Genomic DNA, 19,952 nt, shown 5'->3' on the forward strand with positions numbered 1-19,952 from the left:
TAATGACCACTTAAGGTGATCATAAGCGGAAGATCAGGACGGGGTTTTGAGCCACCTGAGGATCTCGCCGGTCACCAGATCCGGGGCTTCCTGGTGAAGGAAGTGCCCGGCCTCGGGCAACAGCCGCCACTCGTACGGGGCGGTCACGTAGCGTCCCGAACCCTGCGCGGTACGAGGTAGCACCGCCGTGTCCAGCGCGCCGTGCAACTGAAGTGTCGGCACACTCGACGGGCGCTGCATGAGCTTCACGAACCGGTACCCCTGGAGCCGCAACGCGCTCCGGGCCACCCAGCGGTACGCCTCCATGGCGCAGAACGACGCCTGTGGGATCTGGATGGCCTCCCGGCACCGCGCCACATACTCGGTGAACCCCGGGGTGTCCACCCACTGCGGGCTGCTCCACCTGGTCATCAGCTCGCCGACCAGAGCCGCGTCGTCACGGGTCAGCACGTGCTCGAAGCGCGGCACCTGGAAACGCAGGACAGTCGACGACGCGGAGAGCTGCCCCCGCGGGTCGGCGAAGAGCGCGGCCCGCAACCGCAACGGATGGGCGGCGCCGAGCACCACGAGCCGGTTCACCAGCTTGGGATGGAACGACGCGGCGGCCCAGCCGATCATGCCGCCCGCGCCGGCCCCGACCACCGTGGCCGACCGCTCGCCCAGGGCGCGGATCAGACCCGTCACATCGGCGGCCATCGTGTAGCCGTCGTACCCCCGTGGGGGTTTGTCGCTCGCGCCGTAACCGCGCAGGTCGATGGCGGCGGCCCGGAAGCCGGCGTCGGCGACCCGGACCATGATGTCGTGCCAGGCCCACCAGAACTCGGGGAAACCGTGCAGGAAGAGGACGAGCGGGCCGGTGCCGACCTCAGCGACGTGGAACCGGGAGCCGTTGGCGCCGACGAAACGGTGCGACCACGGCCCCTCCGTCAGCACGCACGACTCGTCCACCCGACCACCCATGTCGTAAGCCTAGGCTTCGCTGTCACGGACGACGTCGAACGGTGGCGAAATGGAGCCACACCGTGATCATTTGACCGGCTCGGCGTCGGTCATCGCCATCAACGTGCCCGGCCCGCAGTAGATGCGCAGCTTGGTGGTCTCCAGTTTGACCTTCACCCGGGAACCCTGGACCAGCTCGGTGCCGGCGGTGGAGTAGAGCGCGTACCGCTGACCGTCGTCGGCGATCAGGCCGTAACACGGACCCGTGCCGCCGCGAGTGACCATCCCGGCCACCCAGCCGGTGCTCGGCTGCTGGTCGGTGGGCTCCTTGGGCGGCTTGTCGGTCAACGTGATGGTGGGCAACGGCTTCCCGGTGGGCGGCGTGCCCGCGGGCGTCGTCGACTCGGTGGTCGGAACGGGCGCCGGGGGCGACGAGGGGGCCGCGGACGGCACCGGAGCGCTGCTGGTGGTGCTGGACGAAGAGGGCGTGGCCGGTGAGCCCGAACTGTTCGCGCAACCGGCGATGATCGCTCCGGCCGCGACGGCCAGGCCGATCCGGAACGTTGCTTGAGTGCGCATGAAGCTCATCCTTCCCGCGTAAGGCGTAGAAGATAGGACGAATCGCGGGAGGACCCGGTTCCGTGAAACGCGGACGGCGCCCGGGTTGCCCCGGGCGCCGCCTGTCGTGCGTGGATCAGTAGACCGCCACCGTCATGGAGGTGCCGATCTGGCTCAGGACAGCCATCTTGACGCCGACTGCGGGGAGCTTGACGCCGTGGTTCGGCAGCTCCTCGTAGAAGTACTTGTCCTTGTCGCTGAAGATCGGGTCACCGAACTGCGGCTTGATGACCGACTTCGCGCCGTTCAGGTGCAGCGTCATTCCGTCAGTCGGGTAGAGGCTGAACGGAGCGTCGTACACCTGGACCCGGGACCGCCACGGAACACCGGTCGGGTTGAGAACCGGCTTCGGGTGAGCGTCGATGTACAGGTTGCGGCCCGTACCCGGGTGCTCGTTGGTGTTGTTGTCGACCTGCGAGGTGTCCCAGTACGAGATCAGCAGACCGGTCTGGTAGTTGTAGTGCTCGACCCAGTCCGGCTTGGTGTTCAGCCAGCCGAAGTTGTACGGGCCGGTCGCCAGGTACTTGTCGTACGAGACGTAGCTGCGGTACCCGGCGATGTAGTAGTTCGGGAAGTTCGAGGTGCTGGTGGCACCCACGATCGAGAACCCGTTCGCGGTCCAGGTCGAGGTGCCCTCGGCGCCCTCGGTGGAGACGACCGCGCCATCGGCGGTGACGGTCAGCTCGTCACCGAAGAAACCACCCTCGGCGACACCACCGTCGGTCACGTAGTGCAGGCGGAAGTCGAACTTCTGACCCGCGTACGCGTCCAGCGGCACATTGACGTCGACCCAGGCGCCGTTGGACGAGCCGCTGATCGCCGGAGCGCCGGCGCCGTCCGCGACGAACGGAGCGCCGCCCGCGGTGCCGTTGAGCTTGGTCCAGTTCGCGCCACCGTCGGTCGACACCTCGGCGTACAGGTAGTCGTAGTCGAGCTCGATCGCGTACCGGCCCTTGAGCGAGACACTCGCCGAGGTCTTGCCGGTCAGGTCGATCGACTTGGACAGCGAGACGTTCAGGTCGTCGGCGTTGCCGGAGAAGAACTGCTTGCTGCCGGCGAACGGAGCGCCCAGGTCAGTGGTGACCGGCTTGTCCGGCAGGTTGACCACGATGGCCTGCTTCTTCTTGGTGTTGTACTCCTCGGGGCCGAGGTTGACGACCTTCTTCTGGCCGGCCTTGACCGTCTCGTAGTTCAGCCACCCGAGCTGGAGCTTGTTCCACGCGCCGAGGTCACCGGGACGCTCGCCGATGCCGCCGTCGCCCTTGGCGCCGAGACGGCTCTGCGCCATCAGCGTCCAGTACTCGCTGTTGTTGTCGCCCAGACCACTGGTGTCGTAGTCGTCCGGCAGACCGAGGTCGTGGGTGTACTCGTGAACGAAGACGCTGAGGCCGCCGTTCTCGGGCTGGATGGTGTAGTCACCGACCCACAGGCCACTGGTGCCGACCTGGGTGCCACCGAGCTTGTTGAAGTCGGGGCCGGTCACACCGGCGCTGCTGGAGAACGCGTACCAGCGGTGGCTCCAAACGGCGTCCTCACCCTGGTACGGGTCACCGTCGGCCTGGTCGCCGCCGGAGTGGACGATCTGGAAGTGGTCCAGGTAGCCGTCACGCTCGTTGAAGTTGCCGTCACCGTCGTAGTCGTAACGGTCGTAGACGTCGTACTCGGCGAGCGCGGCGTTGATCTGGGCCTCGGTCTTGCCGGCCGCCTTCTGGTCCGCGTACCACTGGTTCACACCGTCACGGACCAGCGCCCACACGTTGGTGCAGTTGCTGCTCGCGCAGACGGCGGGGTCGTCACCGTTGGCGTCGGTCGGGTTGTCGTTCGACCGGCCGTACCGGGCCTCGTTGTAGGGCACCTTGACCCAGTCGGAGACCTGACCGTCGACGCTGTAACGACCCGAGGACTGCTCCTCGAAGTACGTCTTGACCGACTCGACACCCTTGCCGGTGCCGAAGTACACCTTCTGGAAGTACTCGGGCGAGTAGTCCGCCTGCCAGATGGTGGAGTTGTCCACCTTCCGGTCCGGTGCCGGGATCGCGTTGTGCAGCGGGCCCTCGAAGGTCGAGGGGCCGGCGAACTGCGTCGTCGTGTCCTGGTCCGGGTAGCTCGGGTGACGCTGGTTCCCGAACTCGGTCAGGATGACGAAGATCTTGTCGGTCTTCTCCCGCGCGAGCTCGACGTACTGGTTCTTGCCCGGGTGCCCGAAGCCCCCGTTGCCGTAGGTCTTGCCGAGATTGACGACTCTACTGCCGTTCACGGTCTCGACCTTGGCCTTGCCGCTGACCACCTCGGAGACAGCCTGCTCGCGCAGGGCGCGGCGCTTCTCCTCGAGGGGGTTGGGCAGGTCATGGTCGTCGACCAGGGCGGACTCGCTGGCGGGCGCCGCCGGCGCTTGGTCCGAGGGTGGCGCCGCCATGGCAAACGTCGGCGCCATCGCCCCGACACTCGTCACGACCGCGGCGCCGAGCAGTCCTGCGACCACCTTGCGCACTACGTTTACCTCCGCTTTCGCCAGCCGGATCACTGGGGTACGGGCGTCCGGCGTGAAACGGTCCCGTCGTTCGGGACTCAGGTGAACGTATGCAAACCAAACGATGTTCGGGGATCGCCAAGCATATTGATGACCAATGGTTACCCAATATGGTCCGGTCATAGCACGGGGACCGGCAAATACGACAAAAGGCTGGTGACACAGTTTCGTCACCAGCCTTTATTAATCGTCGTCAGTCTTCAGGTTTGGCTGTCTTCAGACCAGACGAGATCAGATCCATCACGGTTGAGTCCTGAAGTGTCTGGACGTCACCGAGCGACCGGTTCTCCGCCACGTCACGCAGCAGCCGCCGCATGATCTTTCCGGACCGGGTCTTCGGCAGTTCGGGGACGAGCATGATCTGACGCGGCTTGGCGATCGGACCGAGCGTCTTGGCCACGTGATCGCGCAGATCCTTGATCAGCGCCTCGCCGGCATCGCCCGAAGTGTCCACATTGCCCCGGGGGATGGTGAACGCGACGATCGCCTGACCCGTCGTCGGGTCGGTCGCGCCGACCACCGCCGCCTCGGCCACCGACGGGTGCGACACCAGCGCCGACTCCACCTCGGTGGTGGAGATGTTGTGGCCGGACACCAGCATCACGTCATCGACCCGGCCGAGCAGCCAGAGCGCGCCGTCGGCGTCCTTCTTCGCGCCGTCACCGGCGAAGTAGATCCACTCGTCACCGGCGCCCGCGCCGGCGCCGAACCGCGACCAGTACGTGTCCAGGAACCGCTGGTCGTCGCCCCAGATCGTGCGCAGCATCGACGGCCACGGGTCACGCAGCACCAGGAAGCCGCCGCCACCGTTCGGCACCGACTGCGCCTGGTCGTCGATCACATCCGCGGTGATGCCCGGCAGCGCGGTCATCGCCGAACCCGGCTTCGCGGCCGTCACGCCGGGCAGCGGGGAGATCATGATCGCGCCGGTCTCGGTCTGCCACCAGGTGTCCACGATCGGCGTGCGCTCGCGGCCGACGTGCTCCCGGTACCAGATCCAGGCCTCCGGGTTGATCGGCTCACCCACGCTGCCGAGGACCCGCAGCGACGACAGGTCGTACTTGGCGGGGATGTCGTCGCCCCACTTCATCATGGTCCGGATCAGCGTCGGCGCGGTGTAGAGGATCGACACCTTGTACTTGTCGACGATCTGCCAGAACCGGCCGCGGTCCGGGGTGTCCGGCGTGCCCTCGTACATCACCTGGGTCGCGCCGTTGGAGAGCGGCCCGTAGACGATGTACGAGTGCCCGGTCACCCAGCCGATGTCGGCGGTGCACCAGTAGACGTCGGTCTCCGGCTTCAGGTCGAAGACCGCGTGATGGGTGTACGACGCCTGGGTCAGGTAGCCGCCCGTGGTGTGCAGGATGCCCTTCGGCTTACCCGTGGTGCCCGAGGTGTAGAGGATGAAGAGCGGGTGCTCGGAGTCGAACGGCTGCGCCTTGTGCTCCGGGCTGGCCTGCTCGACCGTCTCGTGCCACCACTTGTCCTTGTCGGTCCAGGCGACCTCCTGGCCGGTCCGGCGGACCACCAGCACGTGCTCGATGCGGTTGGTACGGGCCACCGCCTCGTCCACGGTCGGCTTCAGCGCCGACGGCTTGCCCCGGCGGTAACCACCGTCCGCGGTGATCACCACCTTGGCGTCGGCGTCGTCGATCCGGGTGGACAGCGCGTCCACCGAGAAGCCGCCGAACACCACGCTGTGGGTGGCGCCGATCCGGGCGCAGGCCAGCATCGCGACCGCGGCCTCCGGGATCATCGGCAGGTAGATCATCACCCGGTCGCCCGCGGTCACACCGAGGTCGGTCAGGGTGTTGGCCGCCTGGCTGACGAGTTTCAGCAGCTCGGCGTAGGTGACGGTGCGGGTGTCGCCGGGCTCGCCCTCCCAGTGGATGGCGACGCGGTCACCCAGGCCGGCCTCGACGTGCCGGTCCACACAGTTGTAGGCGAGGTTCAGCTCGCCACCGACGAACCATTTCGCAAACGGGGGGTTCGACCAGTCCAGGATCTGGTCCCACGGCTTGCTCCAGGCCAGACGCCCGGCCTGCTTCGCCCAGAAGGCGAGCCGGTCGGACGCGGCCTCCTCGTAGGCGTCGGCCTTCACGTTGGCGTTCGCCGCAAGGTCGGCGGGCGGCGGGAACTGCCGCGTCTCCGAGGACAAATTCTCCAGTGTCTCGCTCATGAGGGCGGCTCCTCTGCCGTGACCGGGGTCTCTATTCCTGCACACTAGTTGCGCCGGTGGGCCCGGCGAAGGTTTGCACGCCAGCCCGCGCTCGATGGTGTGGTGCGCGCGCCGACTGGCGAATCGATGCTCACTACTGCGCGAATCTTGCCAGTTCCGAGCTCGTTTGTGCACCCCGTGTTTCCGCACTTTTACCGGTTACCGTGTTCACGTGGATCCACTTGCCCCGTTGCTCGACCTCGCCGAGGTCGCGCCCGCCTTCGCGAGCGCACGAGAAGCCGTCGACGCCGCCCACAAGCACCGCGCCCTGCGCCGGCACGGCGGTCAGGTCGCCGCGGAGGCCAGCCTCCGGGCCGCGGTCGCCAGCGCGGCTCTCGAAGGCAACACCTACGACCTCGATGAGGTACGCGGCGGAACCGTCACCGATCCGGTCGTGCAGGGCGCCCTCCGCGTCGCCGAGGCACTTCCCGGCCTGGTCGACCTCTGGCCCCGCGCGCCCCGCCAGGTGCTCGCCAAACTGCACGTGCTCGCCGCCCGCGGCGTCGTGCACGAGCACGACCTCGGACGCTTGACCTCCGGGGCCGAGCGGATCGACGCGCTCGCCGGGCTCGTCGCCGGCAACGAGACCACCCCGCCGATGCTGCTCGCCGCGATCGTCCACGCCGAGCTGATCACGCTGCGCCCGTTCGCCGGCCCGGCCGGTGTGGTCGCCCGCGCCGCCGCCCGCCTCACCCTGACCGCCCGCGGCTTCGACCCGCGCGGCCTGGTCGTGGTCGAGGCCGGCCACCACTCACGCGAGCCGGAGTACGTCGGGTCGGCCGGCGCCTACGCCACCGGCACCCCGGACGGCGTGCGGTCGTGGCTGCGGCACTACGCCGCGGCGGTCACGGCCGGCGCCGAGGAGATCAGCGTCATCGGAGACGGAGTCCTGGCCGCCGTCTGAACGGCGGCATACTTTTCTGCGTGGGTTCGCACTGGGTCCGTCCCTATCCGCCGGGTGTCGGCCGCTGGCTCGTGATCATCTGGGAAGCGGTCGCGCTCGCACTGCTCACCTGGGCGTCCATCCGCCAGTTCGACCTGATCGGGCATGGGGTGCGCGCGATCGCCGTCGTGCTCGGCGCGGTCTGGGTGATCGGCGCCTGGCGGATCATCCAGCACGGCGTCTACGTCAGCAGTGAGGGTGTGCTGATCCGTGGGCTGCTGCGGTCACGCATCCTGCGCTGGCGTGACATCGCCGGGGTGCACCTGCACCAGGCCACCCACCGGGTCGGGCGGTGGGAGGTCCAGCGGGACACCACGGTGCTGATCGAGCGGCACGACGGCGCCACGGTGAGCACCGAGTTGTGGGCCCAGGGAGTCGACTTCCACGCCCGGCCGAAACTGTTCCGAGCCGTCTACCAGGAGATCCGCAACCGGCACCGGGCGGCCGAGAAGGCCTGAGAAACCGAAGAGCCGGCGTCCCTCGCGGGGGCGCCGGCTGTGCGCGTCCGGACCGGGTTATCAAGCGTGCACCTGGGTCGTTGTCGACGGTCCAGCGCCCCGCAGGGCGGAGGTCCCGTCGCAACGTGCCTGCCGTGGCTGATCGCGCGTGGGTTCCCGGTGGCCGTGCACGGTGCCCGATGTTTCCGGGCCCGCGATTCATTTCTACGCCCCCGGTTGCTTGATCGCCAGATTTCAGCGGGAAAGGCGGCCGAAAGGGAAATACTCAGACCAATAGCCGCCGACCAGTGTGGTGAGCTGCGGCTCGATTCGGACCGCAGGTCGGCACGCTGGTTGGGCCGGATTCAGCCCGGCGGACGCGTTTCGGTCCGGAACCGTGACTGCGTCGCGTGGACAGCCACGGTGCTCTTCGTAGCCGTACCGAATGAAGGTCTTTAAACGACCGCTCGGGACCGGCGGTGGCGACCGTAGAGGGCCACGCCGATGGCAACGCCCACGCCGACGCCCAGCGCAGCGGCGACCGGCACCGCCGGGCGGTCGCGAAGGCGCCTGCCGAGCGGCACCGGATGGCGGAACTCCAGGATCGGCCAGGTGCGGAGCGTGGCCACCCGGCGCAGCGTACGGTCCGGATTGACGGCGCTCGGATGACCGACCGCCTCCAGCAACGGAAGATCACTGCTGGAATCCGAGTAGGCGTAGCACTCGGACAGGTCGTAACCACGCTCGTCGGCCAGCCGCTGCACGCCGGTGACCTTGGCCGGGCCGGCCGCGTAGAACTCCACCGCCCCGCTGTAGCGCCCGTCGGCGATCGCCATCCGGGTAGCGATCACATCCGTGATGCCGAGCAGCGCGCCGATCGGGCGGACCATCTCGTCGCCGGAAGCTGAGACGAGCACCACATCGCGGCCCGCCGCCTGATGCTCGGCGATCAGCGCGGCCGCTTCCGCGTAGACATACGGATTGATCAGAGTCCCGAGAGTCTCGGCGACGATCTGCTGCACCTGCTCGACCCGCCAGCCCTTGCACAGGGCGGCCATGTAGTCGCGGGTGCGGGCCATCGACTGCTCGTCAGTGCCGCCACCCAGGCGGAACATCAGCTGGGCATAGGCGGTCTTCACCACGTCGCGCCGACTGATCAGGCCATCCCGATAGAACGGCCGTCCGAAGGCCAGCGCACTGGACTTGGCGATGACGGTCTTGTCGAGGTCGAAAAAGGCGGCGCTGAGCCCCACGGGCCGAAAGTGTAGCCGTATCACGCCCGAACCCGTTGTCCCGCACGCGTGACGCTCCCTGCGGTGACAGGCTGTGAAATCGGTCAGACGGGTAGGACCCGGGCCAGTCGGCGACATTCGGTACTCGACGCGGAGCGTGATCCTGAGGCAAACTTGTGTTTGCTATGAGGTGTGTGTTGTTCCCGCTTCAACCAGTTACCTGAAACTTGTTGATTCAGGAACTCGGTGATTACCGGCCTCGGTGATCGCGCCCCCCGCGATCACCGGGTGATTCGGCTCGACCCCCCCCGGAGCCGAATCCCAGGACGGCCCCCGTCTCCCCCGACGGGGGTCGTTCCCTTTCAGGAACCGGTCGCCTGCGACTGGGCGTCAGCCGCCTCGATCAGACCGAAGAAGTCGGAGAGGCCGGTCACGGCCAGCACCCGGCGGAACGTGTCACTCGGATTGACGACCCGGAAGTCGATGCCCGTCGCGACCGCCGCCCGGTAACCCTCGATCAGCGCGCCCAGCCCGGTCGAGTCGATGAACGTGGCGTCCCGCAGGTTCACCACGACCGACGGCGGCGACCAGTCCGCGACGGCCTCCCGGATGCCGCGCGCGACCTCGTCGGAGTTCGAGAAGTCGATCTCGCCCGACACGGTGACGGTGACCGTGCCGTCATCGGCGAGCGTCGTGCGGATCGAGTTCTCCATGCCCACTCCATCGCTTGTCAACGAGCATCGCTTGTCGGTCATCGCTTGTCGGTCATCGCTTGTCGGTCATCGCTTGTCGGCGAGCACAACAACTTACCCAATCCGATCTACGGCATACCCGCGTGTAGCAGATCATTCCGGCGGGCGGCGGTTGTCCACGGCTCCACGTTGTCCACAGCCGGACCGCATCGGTGTTTGCCGGGGCGGACCGGGCCCGGCGACGGTGGGCGCCCCAACCCGCCGTCCCCGCTGGAGGTCAGCGATGCCCGCCCCGCGCCGCCCCCTGATCGTGACCGCCGACCCGGACCTGCTCGACGAATTGCTGCGCCTGGCCGCGGCGGGCGGAGTCGAGGCCGAGGTGTCCGCCGACCCGGCCGGCGCTCGTGCCCGCTGGTCCGCCGCGCCATTCGTTCTGATCGGCACCGACCAGGCCGTGCCCTGCCTGCGAGCCCGTCTGCCGCGACGGAGACGCCTGATCCTGACCGGCTTCGGCGACGTCTCCGATCCCGCCTTCAACGTCGCCGACCTGATCGGCGCCGAGAACGTCGCGGTCCTGCCCGCCGCCGAACCGTGGATCGTCGACCAGTTCACCGCCGGGGAGCGCCTCACCCCGTCGGCCGACGGGCGCACCCTCGCGGTGATCGGCGGCCGCGGCGGCGCGGGCGCCAGCATCCTCGCCGCGGGGCTCGCCACCACGGCGGTGCGATCCGGATACCGCACCCTGCTCATCGACGCCGACCCGCTCGGTGGGGGCCTCGACCTGGTCCTCGGCTGGGAGCAGGTCGGTGGCCTGCGCTGGCCCGCCCTCGCCGGCGCGGACGGCCGGGTCGACCCGCCCACCCTGCTCGGCGCGCTACCGCACCGAGGTGACCTGGTGCTGCTCTCCTTCGACCGGGACGAACTGCCCGGCGTCCCGATCGAGGCCATGGCGGCCACCCTCGACGCGGCCCGCCGCGGACGGGACGTGATCGTCGCCGATCTGCCCCGGCAACTCGACGACGCGGCGGTCCTCGCGCTCCAGGCCGCCGAACGGACCCTGCTCGTCGTCCCGGCCGAGCTTCGCGCCACCGCCTCGGCGGCCCGCACCGCGGCGACCGTCGCGGCCCACTGCGAGAACATCGCCGTCGTCGTGCGCGGCCCGGCCCCCGGCCGCCTCAAGGCGCGCGAGATCGCCGGGGCACTGGGTCTGCCGCTGGCCGGCACCCTGAGGCCGGAGACCGCGGTCTGCCAGGGCATCGAACGAGGCACGGCACCCACCGCCGACGGCAAGGGCGCTCTCGCCGACCTCTGCCGGCGGCTCGTCGACGACCTCATGGGTACGGGCCGGAAAGCGGCCGTGGCATGACTGTCGCGGATCAGGTGCGCAGGCGGTTCGCGTACGACGGGAGCGAGGCGACCCCGGCCGCCGTGGTGACCGCGGTCCGCCGGGACAACGGGGTGCTCGGCGACATGGCCGTGCTGCGGATGGCCGGCCGGGTCCGGGACGAGCTGATCGGCGCCGGTCCACTCGCCCCGCTGCTCGCCGACCCGCAGGTCACCGACGTGCTGGTCAACGATCTGGCGGTCTGGGCCGACCGGGGCGCCGGGCTCGAGCTCACGGCGATCCGGTTCGCCGACTCGGCCGAGGTGCGCCGGCTCGCCCAGCGGCTGGTCGCGGCGTGCGGGCGGCGGCTCGACGACGGGCAGCCCTACGCCGACGCCCGGCTGCCCGACGGCACCCGCCTGCACGCGGTGCTGCCGCCGGTCGCCACCAACGGGCCGCACCTGTCGTTGCGTACCTTCCGGCAGCGGCCGTTCCGGCTCGACGACTTGGTCCGGCACGGGACGGTCCCGGCGGACGCGGCCGAGGTGCTGGCCGCTGTGGTCGCGGGACGGCTCGCCTACCTGGTCATCGGCGGGACGGGCAGCGGCAAGACGACACTGCTGGCCACCCTGCTCGGGCTCGTGCCGCCGACCGAGCGGATCGTGCTGGTCGAGGACGCGGCGGAACTCCGGCCGGTGCATCCGCATGTGGTGGCGCTTCAGGCGCGTACCGCCAACGTGGAGGGCGCCGGCGCGATCGGTCTCAGCGATCTGGTCCGGCAGGCGCTGCGGATGCGGCCCGACCGGCTGGTGGTCGGTGAGTGTCGTGGGGCTGAGATCGTCGACCTGCTCGGCGCACTCAACACCGGGCACGAGGGCGGTGCCGGGACACTGCACGCGAACGCGCCCGCCGACGTGCCGGCCCGGCTCGAAGCGCTCGGGCTGCTCGGCGGACTTCCGCGGGCGGCGTTGCACGCTCAGGTGGTTGCCGCGCTTCAGGTCGTCCTTCAGGTTCGGCGTACGAGCGGCGGCCGCCACCTGGAGTCGATCAGCGTGCTCGTGCCCTCCGGCGAGGACCGGCTGGCCACCGTGGTTCCGGCGTGGCATCGGGAGCGCGGGCCCGGCCCGGGCGCCCCGGTGCTGGCCCGCCTGCTGGCCGACCGTGGGGAGACCGTCCCGGCGGCTCTGCGCGCATCGGAGCGGTCGTCGTGAACTGGCTGCTCGCGGTACTTCTGATCGCCGGGGCGGTGCTCGTCGCCCGCCCGGGGGAGCCGGCCCGGGATCGGCTGCCCGGCCGGCGGAGGCGGATCGACGTGGCTCGGCTGCGGCGTACCGTCGTGGGGCTTCTCAACCGGTCGGTGCTTGCCGGGTCCGCGCTGGCCGGGTTGCTGGCCGGGCTGGCCGGCGGCCCGGTCGCCGGACCTGTCGCGGCGATCTACGCCGGGCTGGCCGGGCACGAGTGGCGTCGCCGGTCGGGGCGGAAACGCGCGGCCGGGCAGCGGGCCGCCCACCTCGACGACCTGACGTCCCTGGTCGCGGACCTGCGGGCGGGCATTCCGCCCGCGGCCGTCGCGACGTCGTCCGTCGGATCCGGCCGGATCAGGCAGCTGACCGAGGCCGTGTGGCGGCTCGCCGAGCGCACCGGGGCACCCGCCGCCGACCTGCTCGAACGGATCGAGTCGGACGCCCGGGCGGCCGAGCGTTCGGCCCGGACCGCGAACGCCCACGCGGCCGGCACCCAGACCACGGCGATCATGCTGGCCGCCCTGCCGCTGGCCGGGATCGCGCTCGGTCACGCGATCGGCGCCGACCCGACCGGGGTGCTGCTGCACACACCGCTCGGCGCTGCCTGCGTGCTCGCGGCGCTGGTCCTGCAATGCGCGGGCCTGAAGTGGGCGCAGCGACTCACCGAGGGGGCCACCCGATGACTACGACCTGCGGGGTGGCGGCGCTGCTGCGGCCGGGCGGACCGGTCCAGGTGCCGCTGCGCGAGTGCTGTGTGGCCGCCCTGGTCGGTGCGGACGGGGTCGTCACGAGGTGTTCGGCCGCCCCCGTACCGGCGCTGGCCGCCACGCCCGGCCCGGCGTCCGCGCCTCCTGTCGAGGTGCCGTCGTGAGCAGCCTGGTGGTGGCCGCGTGCACGATGGTGGCCGCCGTGCTCCTGATGCTGCCGCGAGGCCGGATCCGGCCGTTCCGGCCCGCGCCGAGACGGGAGTCCACGGAACGGACCCGGCTGCTCCTGTCGCTTCTGGCCGGGCTCGCCGTCACCGGCCTGATCGGCACCGGGTGGGGTCTCGCTGCCGGGGTGGCGGCAGGTGTCGGCACCGACCGGTTCCTGCGCGGCCGCGAACCCGCCGACGTCCGCCGCGAACGCCAGGAGGCCCACGCCGACCTGGCCCTCGGCGCGGATCTGCTGGCCGCCGCCCTCCGCGGCGGGACAGCCGTCGACCAGTCGATCAGCGCTGTCGCCGACGCGCTCGGCGGACCGCTCGGCGAGCGCCTTCAGCGGACCGCCCGCTCCCTGCGGCTGGGTGCCGAACCCGCCGAGGCGTGGGCGCACCTGGCCGGAGTGCCGCAGGCCGAGCGCCTGGTCGCGGCGGCCGTCCGGTCCAGCGCGAGCGGTGGCGCGCTGGCCGGTGCGCTGGAACGGCTCGCCGGCGACCTGCGCGCCGACCGCGCGGTGGCGATCGAGGCCGCCGCCCAGCGTGCCGGCGTCCTGATCGTGCTTCCGCTCGGGCTGTGCTTCCTGCCGGCGTTCCTGATCACCGGCCTGATGCCCACGGTGATCGCGATCCTCGGCGACGTCCTGTGAGACCCGCGCCGTCTCTGAAGCGACGTCCTGTGAGACCTCGCCGTCCCGGTTCGGGGCGGCGTGCTGGGAAACCCGGTGCGGCGTGTGGTCGCCGTACCGGCAAGGAAACAAGGAGGTCCTGTGTACAGACTCATCGCCCGCTACCGGCGGCTCCAGGCGGAAGCCGTGGACGCCGGGATGAGCACCGCCGAGTACGCCATCGGCACGCTCGCCGCGGTTGCGTTCGCCGGGGTGCTGCTCAAGGTGTTGACGAGCGGTCCGGTGTCGGCGGCGCTCACCGGGGTCATCGGCCGGGCGCTGAAGTGAGACGGCGCCGGCAGCCCGGCTGTGACCGGGGCTCGTTCACCGCCGAACTCGCGGCCGGGCTGCCGGCGCTCATGCTGCTCCTCGGCTTCGGCATCACCTCGGTCTCGGCGATCGCGACGAAGATGCAGTGCCTCGACGCGGCCCGGGAAGCGGCCCTTGCCGAGGCCCGCGGCGAGGCGACGGATGCGGCAGCCGGGTTGGCCCCGGACGGCGCGAGCGTACGGGTCGGCGGCACCGCGGAGAGCGCCGTCGCCGAGGTGTCCGCGCCGATCCGGATGTTCGGCGTCGACCTGCCGGGCGCGATCGTCAGCGGTGACGCGACCGCCGCCCGCGAGCCGGACGAGGTGGCGGTCCCGTGAGACGGTGGCGGGCCGGATCGGGTGATGGTCTGGTGAGGCGGTGGCCGGTCGGACCGGGTGACGGTCTGGTGCGGCGGCTGCGGGACGACCGCGGGGCGGCGTCGATCCTCGTCGTGACGGTAGGCCTGGTGCTGGTCGGAGTGGCCCTGATCATGGTGGCCGGTGGGACCGCCCGGGTGGCCCGGCATCAGGCCGGGGTGGCGGCCGACTTCGGGGCGCTGGCCGGTGGCGCGCACACCATTGAAGGAGAGGCGGTGGCGTGCGCGGTGGCTCGGCGATATGTCGAGGCCAACCATGCCCGGATGCTGGGGTGCGCCGTCGAGGGGCTGGAGATCGTCGTTCGGACCGAGGTGCCGCTCCGGATCTACCCGGCGAGCGCCGACGCCGCCGCCAGGGCCGGCCCGATCAGCGCCGTCAGCGGCGAGATCGCGTCGAAGGGCGTGGGCGATGTCGAATAGAGGCACGGACGGGGCATCCGCCTCGGACGGAAGCCCCGCTGGGTGCGCTTCGCCCCGAGCTAGGCTCGGGGCGAAGATGCGCCCTACTCGGTGATGCGGATGTCGTCGATGAAGCCGCGGTAGCCGCCGGTGTTGGCCGGCTGGTCGTAGCCGATGTCGATCTGGGTAAGTTGCTTGCCGTTGGCGATAGCGCCGATTGGGACGACGACCTCGTTCCATGTGTCCATCGTCAGCTTGCCGCACTGGTAGGCGGGGTGGACGCGGTCGCCGGTCTGGTCGAGAGTGCCGCTATCACGCAGGTTGCTCAGCGAGCCGACGTCGTCGGAGAAGATCAGATCGATGGCGACGCAACTGCTGTTGCCGCCGGTGACCAGGTCGCTGGTGGCAGGGCTCTGCGGATAGATCCAGTACTTGAGTTTGGTGGTCGGCGTGATCCCTCGGTTGTTCACCTGGAACGCCTTGGTGTAGGCGAAGGAGCTACTGATGCTGTTGTCCCGGCCGGAGTACATCAGTGTGTTGGCGCCGCTGTGAGCACCCGCCGGAGGAGAGACGGGACCGACCATCTCCGGGCCGGTCAGTGAGCAGCAGATGCCACTCACATTGGTGAGGCTGCCGCGCGCCGCCCCGCTGGAGACGCTGTTGGTCCACGTCAGCGCGGGGTCACCGGTCTCCAGCCCACTGGTGAAATGCGGAGACGACGTGACGTCGGAGAGCCGGATGTCGTCGATGTAACCGCGGTAGCCGCCGGTGTTGGCCGGCTGGTCGTATCCGACCTCCATGGTGTTGATCTGCTTGCCTGCAGCGATGGCCCCGATCGGGACGATGACCTCGTTCCACGTGTCCATTGCCAGCTTTCCGCACTGCTGCGCCGGGTGGGCACGATTGCCACGCCGGTCGACGGCGGCGGAATCCCGCAGATTGGTGCCGTCGGTGAAGACGAGGTCGACGGCGACGCACGTGCTGTTGGCCCCGCTGACCATGGTGCTGTCGTTGTGGCTCTGCGGGTAGATCCAGTACGACAGGACGGAATTCTGCCGCAGTGTCAGGTGCCGAAGGTCGAACGCCTGGGTATAGGCGTAGGAAGCCGTGGCGCTGTCATCCTTGCCGGAGTACAGCAGTGCGTTGGCGCCACTGTGGGCGCCGGCCTCCATGAGGGTGCTGGTGAAGAGTTCTGGGCCGGTCAGCCCACAGCACACGCCACTCACGTTGCCTGTGCCGCCGTGTCCAGTGCCGTTACTTACCTTGCTTCTCCAGGTGAGGCCCGGACTTGTCGACTCGAATCCGCTGGCGAAGGCGGATGCAGTGGTCGTGACCGTGTTCCATGTCTGAACTTTGCCAAGCTTCCCCTTGAACGGGCTCGCCAGGGTGCCGACGTTGTTGGTCTGGGCGCCGGAGATGCGGAAGCTTCCGGTCGCTTCCCATGTGCTGGTGTGGGTTGCGGTGGCGGCCAGTTCGTTGTTGACGTAGAGCGACATCTGTCCGGTGGACCGGTGGTAGGTGACAGTGATCTGCTGCCAGACGTTGAGGTTCACGCCGTTGGTTGTTGTCGTCGCGGTGTCCCACGTCGTACTGGTGCTCGTGCTGTCGCTGGTCGGCATGTCGAACACCCACGCGCCGGTGGCGGAGGTGTAGATCCGGAAACCGGGCACGTTGACTGCGTCCTGGGATATCACTGTGCCGGCGTAGCTGGTGGGTTTCGCCAAGAAAGAGACGGTGAAGTCTTTGGCGGTGTTGACGGCCTGCGGTGTGGTGATGCTGGATGCGGTGGTGGCGTCGTCGAACGACAGAGCGGGCGACAACAGGTCGCCGGTATCCCATTTCGCGGTGCTGCCATTGGTGTTGTGCAGGCCGCCCGAGGAGTCTCGGACCTGGCCGGCGGTGACGGTGTTGCAAATCTGCTCGGGCTGTGCGGCGTCGCAGTCGTCGAGCATCCAGGAGTGGGCGCTGGCGGAGAGCTGCTGCTGCGACGGGGTGCCGATGATGCCGGTGCCTGCCGTGGTGTCGAGACCGGTGACCAGGGATGCGACGACCTTCTGATCGGGGCTGACGGCCCACAGGTCGGCGGTGCCGTCGATGTTGAAGTCAGCAGCGCGCAGAGTCAGCGTCTTACCGGTGTTCCAGCTATTGGAAAGCAAGTGCTGCTGGTAGACGATGGCGACAGTTTCGGAGTTGTAGAGCAGCTTGTTCCAGAGGAAAAGCTTGCCGGTGGAGGCCTGCCAGAGGAACAGGGCGGTTCCGGTCGAGGTCTGAGCGCCGGTGATGGCCCAGGTGTTCCAGTCACTGCCGCCGGTGGGTGTGAGTGCGGTCAGCGGTTTGGTCTCGTTGTATCCGCCGGTGGTGCCGTTGTTGGGGTAGTAAACGAGGGCGGACGTGTCGTCGCTGCGTTCGGCGATACCGATGAGGTCGTCGTACGCGGTGGTTGCCTGAGCTCCGGCGTTGGCCAGTTGCAGAGGGTCCCTGATCTCGGCGTTCGTGTCCCAGTCGTAGCCTGTCAGGCTGCCACCGTTGATCTTGCTGTAATTGCCGGAGACACGGGCGCGGTAGGTGGTGCCGTCTCCGTTGCCGAACAGGATCGCCGCCTCACCGGGCTTGCTGACGTGGCTCGGCGGGTAGTAGGCCAGGGTGTCCTGCCACGCGGATCCGTTGAAGCGGCCGGTGAGTATCTGCGCGCCGGTGAAGTCACCCGACGTGCCTTCGGGACTGCCCACACCCTGAGAGCCGATGTTGCCCAGAGTGGTGGCGAGCTGCCCGTTGTGCTGTCCGGGGGAGTACCACAGACCGGCTGGGAAGTCGGCGGTGCCGGCGCCGGCCGTGACGAAGTCGGCGACATCGTCACCGTTGAGGTCCGCTGCGGCGGCGTCGTTGGGCGGGGCGGAGTTGAACGTCAGAGAGGCCGGGCTGCCGATGTTGCCGCCAGGGGAAAGACCGTTGATGGTGAGTGTGTTGGTGAACCGCGTCGGCAGAACGGTGATCTGGGCGACTCCGGCCACGGCAGTAACGGTGCGGAACATACCGGCGTTCAGTTGGTACTGATAAGTGGAAGGAGTGCTATCGCTGGGCGGATTGATGGTGACAGTGACCGGCTTGCCGATGGTCGTCGTGCCCGGTGCGATGGGAGTCATCTCCGGTGTTCCAGGACGACTACGGTCGTAGATGAAGCTGCACGTCACCCAGTCACTTGACATGTTGTAGTCAGTAGCCTGCACGGCCCAGTAGAACTTCGCGCTTTGGCCGACGGCGACGACGCTTCTCAACGTTTGCATGGAGATCTGGTACGGGATTTCCTGGCCTGATTTGCTGTAAAGGTTCTGTGGGTTGGTGGGGCCGACCAGGGTGGTTGTCGAGCCGTCCTTCCACACCTTGTAGCTGGCTCCGACCGCGCTCTTGTCCGGGTCGGAGAACGTGGCGTATAGGGTGACAGATCCATCGCCGACCACAGTTGCGGCGTTGCATGTGGTGCTGGGCGACGTGTGCAGGTTGCTCGGATTGGCTGGTTTGTGGTTGTACGTGATTTCCAGCCTCGGGCTGGTCTCCAGGAACTCTTTCCATCCATCGGTGCTGGATTGATTGTGGGCCGCCAACACGAACGTCTGGGTCTTCTTCGGCTTGGAGACGTTTGCTGAGACGACATCCTTGACGTCGAAAGGAACACCTTCGGCCTTGCAGGAAGTGTCATATCCATAAGCGACGGTCTTGTAGTCGACGACCGGCCCGTAGTCGACGTTGTCCCAGTCGTTCCATCTGGCGTTGGCCGAGGTCAAAGTGGCTTTGGCGGGAGCATAGAGGTTCACGCGACTCGGTGTGCAGGAATAGGACCACGTCTGGGTGATCTTCAGTACTGCGGTCTCGATGTGTGCGCCGGCGAGGGTGGTCGTGGGAATGGCGAAGTTGAGTAGAGTCTGCGAGAGAATCGATCCGGAGTTGCCGACCTGCATCCGTCCGCGAGGGTCTGGTGTGCTCTTCCAGTAGTTCGTTGCAGGGAAGTTCTTGGTGATAGTCGACCAGCCGGTAGTCGCCGAGCCATCCGATTCCCATACGAACTGGGGGTCGATGTAGACCGGGAACTTCGTCTCCTTTCCGGTTAGTAGTTTCTTGTCTGGAATCAGGTCGAGATGTCCCGGGCGGACCTTGGCGCCCACACGTGCCGTGCGGGCGGAGACTCCGGGGCCTTGGGGCGTGGACACGGCGAACTGTCCCGTTTTCGAGTCACGCGTTAGGCCGTTGGTGTCCTTGCGGGTGGGGTTAGCGGTATCGGTGGAGTCCCACATGGTCGGCGCGGAAGCGGTGAGGACTGTTCGCCCGCCCTTGTCCTTGCCAGCCAGGTTTCCGCTCGCATCGACGCCGATCGTGAGCCCATTGGTCGCCACCGGAAAGGCCAGCGTTGCCAACTCCTGCTTCGCTGCGGCCGCGGCGTTGTTGACGATGAACACCTCGGAGAATCCGCCGCTGGGGCGGGCCGTGACCTGAAGGTCGACGCCGTCCAGCACGTTGAGGTAGGTGGCCGTCGGACCCGAGACGACCGGTGGGGGCAGGTCCATCGGCGCGTCGACCGTCGCGTTTGTCTTGGCGTCTCCGATCACTGCCATCGGGGTGTCGTCGTGGCCGCCGGAGATCTTGAGAGGTGTCCGGGCAACCTTCGGTGACCAGGTGCCGTCCGCGTTGGGAACCAGTGTGGCATCCAGATCCTGCCAGCTGCCGTTGATCTTCATCCGCGTCGGGCTCGCCGACTGCGTCAGCGTGAGGGTGCCGTTTGGATTCGCCCGGATCGCTGTGGTGTCGGTCGTTGCGGCGGTCGCTTCGACGGCCTTGCCTGTGCGGTGTGCCTCGGCGACCGCCTGCTCGACCGTTAGATCCGTCGATGCCGGAGTGGTCGCAGTGACGGCGGCGACCGCCGATGTCGGAATGGACAGTACTGCTCCGGTTAGCAGACCGACGGCAGTAGCCAGCGCGATCGGTCCTCGCGGTCGATGGTAGACGTCTATCCCCGTGTTCAATGCAGCGCTCCATCTGTGCAGGTCAGTTCGTGATCAGGGCGGGATCGTACCGGCCGCTGTGCGAGGTTGCGGGTGTGTGTCGGCGACTGATG

The 19,952-nt window shown here is 68.6% G+C and carries 18 protein-coding genes; 11 read left to right on the forward strand and 7 right to left on the reverse strand.

Translation table 11 applies throughout. From position 1 onward, the window contains the following. Positions 1–33: 33 nt before the first annotated feature. Positions 34–960: an alpha/beta hydrolase gene (locus AB0E94_RS04090; protein WP_360322210.1), complete on the reverse strand. Its 927-nt coding sequence runs from the start codon at positions 958–960 to the stop codon at positions 34–36. Between the two features lie 66 nt (positions 961–1,026). Next, positions 1,027–1,287 (reverse strand): hypothetical protein, encoded by a 261-nt coding sequence (locus AB0E94_RS04095; protein ID WP_360322213.1) that lies wholly within the window; start codon positions 1,285–1,287, stop codon positions 1,027–1,029. Between AB0E94_RS04095 and AB0E94_RS04100 the strand changes: the two genes are divergently transcribed. After that, positions 1,277–1,510: a hypothetical protein gene (locus tag AB0E94_RS04100; protein WP_360322216.1), complete on the forward strand. Its 234-nt coding sequence runs from the start codon at positions 1,277–1,279 to the stop codon at positions 1,508–1,510. The two genes, AB0E94_RS04095 and AB0E94_RS04100, sit on opposite strands and share 11 nt — an antisense overlap. Before the next feature lie 123 nt (positions 1,511–1,633). Here the strand turns inward: AB0E94_RS04100 and AB0E94_RS04105 are convergent, their stop codons facing one another. Next, complete coding sequence (locus AB0E94_RS04105; protein ID WP_360322741.1) at positions 1,634–3,991, reverse strand: immune inhibitor A domain-containing protein; 2,358 nt, start codon at positions 3,989–3,991, stop codon at positions 1,634–1,636. Positions 3,992–4,280: 289 nt separating this feature from the next. After that, positions 4,281–6,266, reverse strand: a complete 1,986-nt coding sequence (acs, locus tag AB0E94_RS04110) for an acetate--CoA ligase (RefSeq protein ID WP_360322219.1) — start codon at positions 6,264–6,266, stop codon at positions 4,281–4,283. A gap of 211 nt (positions 6,267–6,477) precedes the next feature. On the opposite strand from acs, the gene AB0E94_RS04115 reads away from it, so the two are divergent. Next, positions 6,478–7,209, forward strand: a complete 732-nt coding sequence (locus AB0E94_RS04115; protein WP_360322222.1) for an oxidoreductase — start codon at positions 6,478–6,480, stop codon at positions 7,207–7,209. A gap of 20 nt (positions 7,210–7,229) precedes the next feature. Then, entirely contained in the window at positions 7,230–7,706 is a 477-nt protein-coding gene (locus tag AB0E94_RS04120; RefSeq protein ID WP_360322225.1) for a PH domain-containing protein, read from the forward strand. Positions 7,707–8,140: 434 nt separating this feature from the next. On the opposite strand, the gene AB0E94_RS04125 is transcribed toward AB0E94_RS04120, so the two are convergent. Together AB0E94_RS04125 and AB0E94_RS04130 are read right to left on the reverse strand one after the other, a co-directional pair. Further along, positions 8,141–8,938 (reverse strand): HAD-IB family hydrolase, encoded by a 798-nt coding sequence (locus AB0E94_RS04125; RefSeq protein WP_360322228.1) that lies wholly within the window; start codon positions 8,936–8,938, stop codon positions 8,141–8,143. A gap of 341 nt (positions 8,939–9,279) precedes the next feature. Next, positions 9,280–9,630 (reverse strand): STAS domain-containing protein, encoded by a 351-nt coding sequence (locus AB0E94_RS04130; protein WP_360322231.1) that lies wholly within the window; start codon positions 9,628–9,630, stop codon positions 9,280–9,282. A gap of 289 nt (positions 9,631–9,919) precedes the next feature. Between AB0E94_RS04130 and ssd the strand changes: the two genes are divergently transcribed. The 8 genes from ssd to AB0E94_RS04170 all read left to right on the forward strand — a co-directional run bounded on the left by ssd (position 9,920) and on the right by AB0E94_RS04170 (position 14,866). Beyond that, entirely contained in the window at positions 9,920–10,975 is a 1,056-nt protein-coding gene (gene ssd / locus AB0E94_RS04135; protein WP_360322743.1) for a septum site-determining protein Ssd, read from the forward strand. Then, the gene (locus tag AB0E94_RS04140; protein WP_360322234.1) at positions 10,972–12,144 is read left to right on the forward strand and encodes a TadA family conjugal transfer-associated ATPase; all 1,173 of its coding nucleotides are present in this window, start codon (positions 10,972–10,974) and stop codon (positions 12,142–12,144) included. The genes ssd and AB0E94_RS04140 overlap by 4 nt, the downstream gene beginning before the upstream one ends. Next, positions 12,141–12,860, forward strand: coding sequence for a hypothetical protein (locus AB0E94_RS04145; protein WP_360322237.1), 720 nt, complete (start codon positions 12,141–12,143; stop codon positions 12,858–12,860). The genes AB0E94_RS04140 and AB0E94_RS04145 overlap by 4 nt, the downstream gene beginning before the upstream one ends. Further along, positions 12,857–13,048 (forward strand): hypothetical protein, encoded by a 192-nt coding sequence (locus AB0E94_RS04150; RefSeq protein ID WP_360322240.1) that lies wholly within the window; start codon positions 12,857–12,859, stop codon positions 13,046–13,048. The genes AB0E94_RS04145 and AB0E94_RS04150 overlap by 4 nt, the downstream gene beginning before the upstream one ends. Further along, positions 13,045–13,743, forward strand: coding sequence for a type II secretion system F family protein (locus AB0E94_RS04155; RefSeq protein ID WP_360322243.1), 699 nt, complete (start codon positions 13,045–13,047; stop codon positions 13,741–13,743). The genes AB0E94_RS04150 and AB0E94_RS04155 overlap by 4 nt, the downstream gene beginning before the upstream one ends. Before the next feature lie 177 nt (positions 13,744–13,920). Next, positions 13,921–14,049: a DUF4244 domain-containing protein gene (locus AB0E94_RS04160; protein ID WP_360322745.1), complete on the forward strand. Its 129-nt coding sequence runs from the start codon at positions 13,921–13,923 to the stop codon at positions 14,047–14,049. After that, positions 14,046–14,408: a TadE family type IV pilus minor pilin gene (locus AB0E94_RS04165; protein ID WP_360322246.1), complete on the forward strand. Its 363-nt coding sequence runs from the start codon at positions 14,046–14,048 to the stop codon at positions 14,406–14,408. Before AB0E94_RS04160 ends, AB0E94_RS04165 begins: the two co-directional genes overlap by 4 nt. 32 nt (positions 14,409–14,440) lie before the next feature. Next, on the forward strand, positions 14,441–14,866 hold the full coding sequence (locus AB0E94_RS04170) for an Rv3654c family TadE-like protein (protein ID WP_360322249.1): 426 nt from the start codon (positions 14,441–14,443) through the stop codon (positions 14,864–14,866). An 83-nt stretch (positions 14,867–14,949) separates the two neighbouring features. Here AB0E94_RS04170 and AB0E94_RS04175 read toward each other — a convergent pair whose 3' ends face one another. Beyond that, complete coding sequence (locus AB0E94_RS04175; RefSeq protein WP_360322252.1) at positions 14,950–19,860, reverse strand: hypothetical protein; 4,911 nt, start codon at positions 19,858–19,860, stop codon at positions 14,950–14,952. Positions 19,861–19,952: the final 92 nt, after the last annotated feature.

The organism is Actinoplanes sp. NPDC026670, from assembly GCF_040638175.1.
Taxonomy (GTDB): domain Bacteria; phylum Actinomycetota; class Actinomycetes; order Mycobacteriales; family Micromonosporaceae; genus Actinoplanes.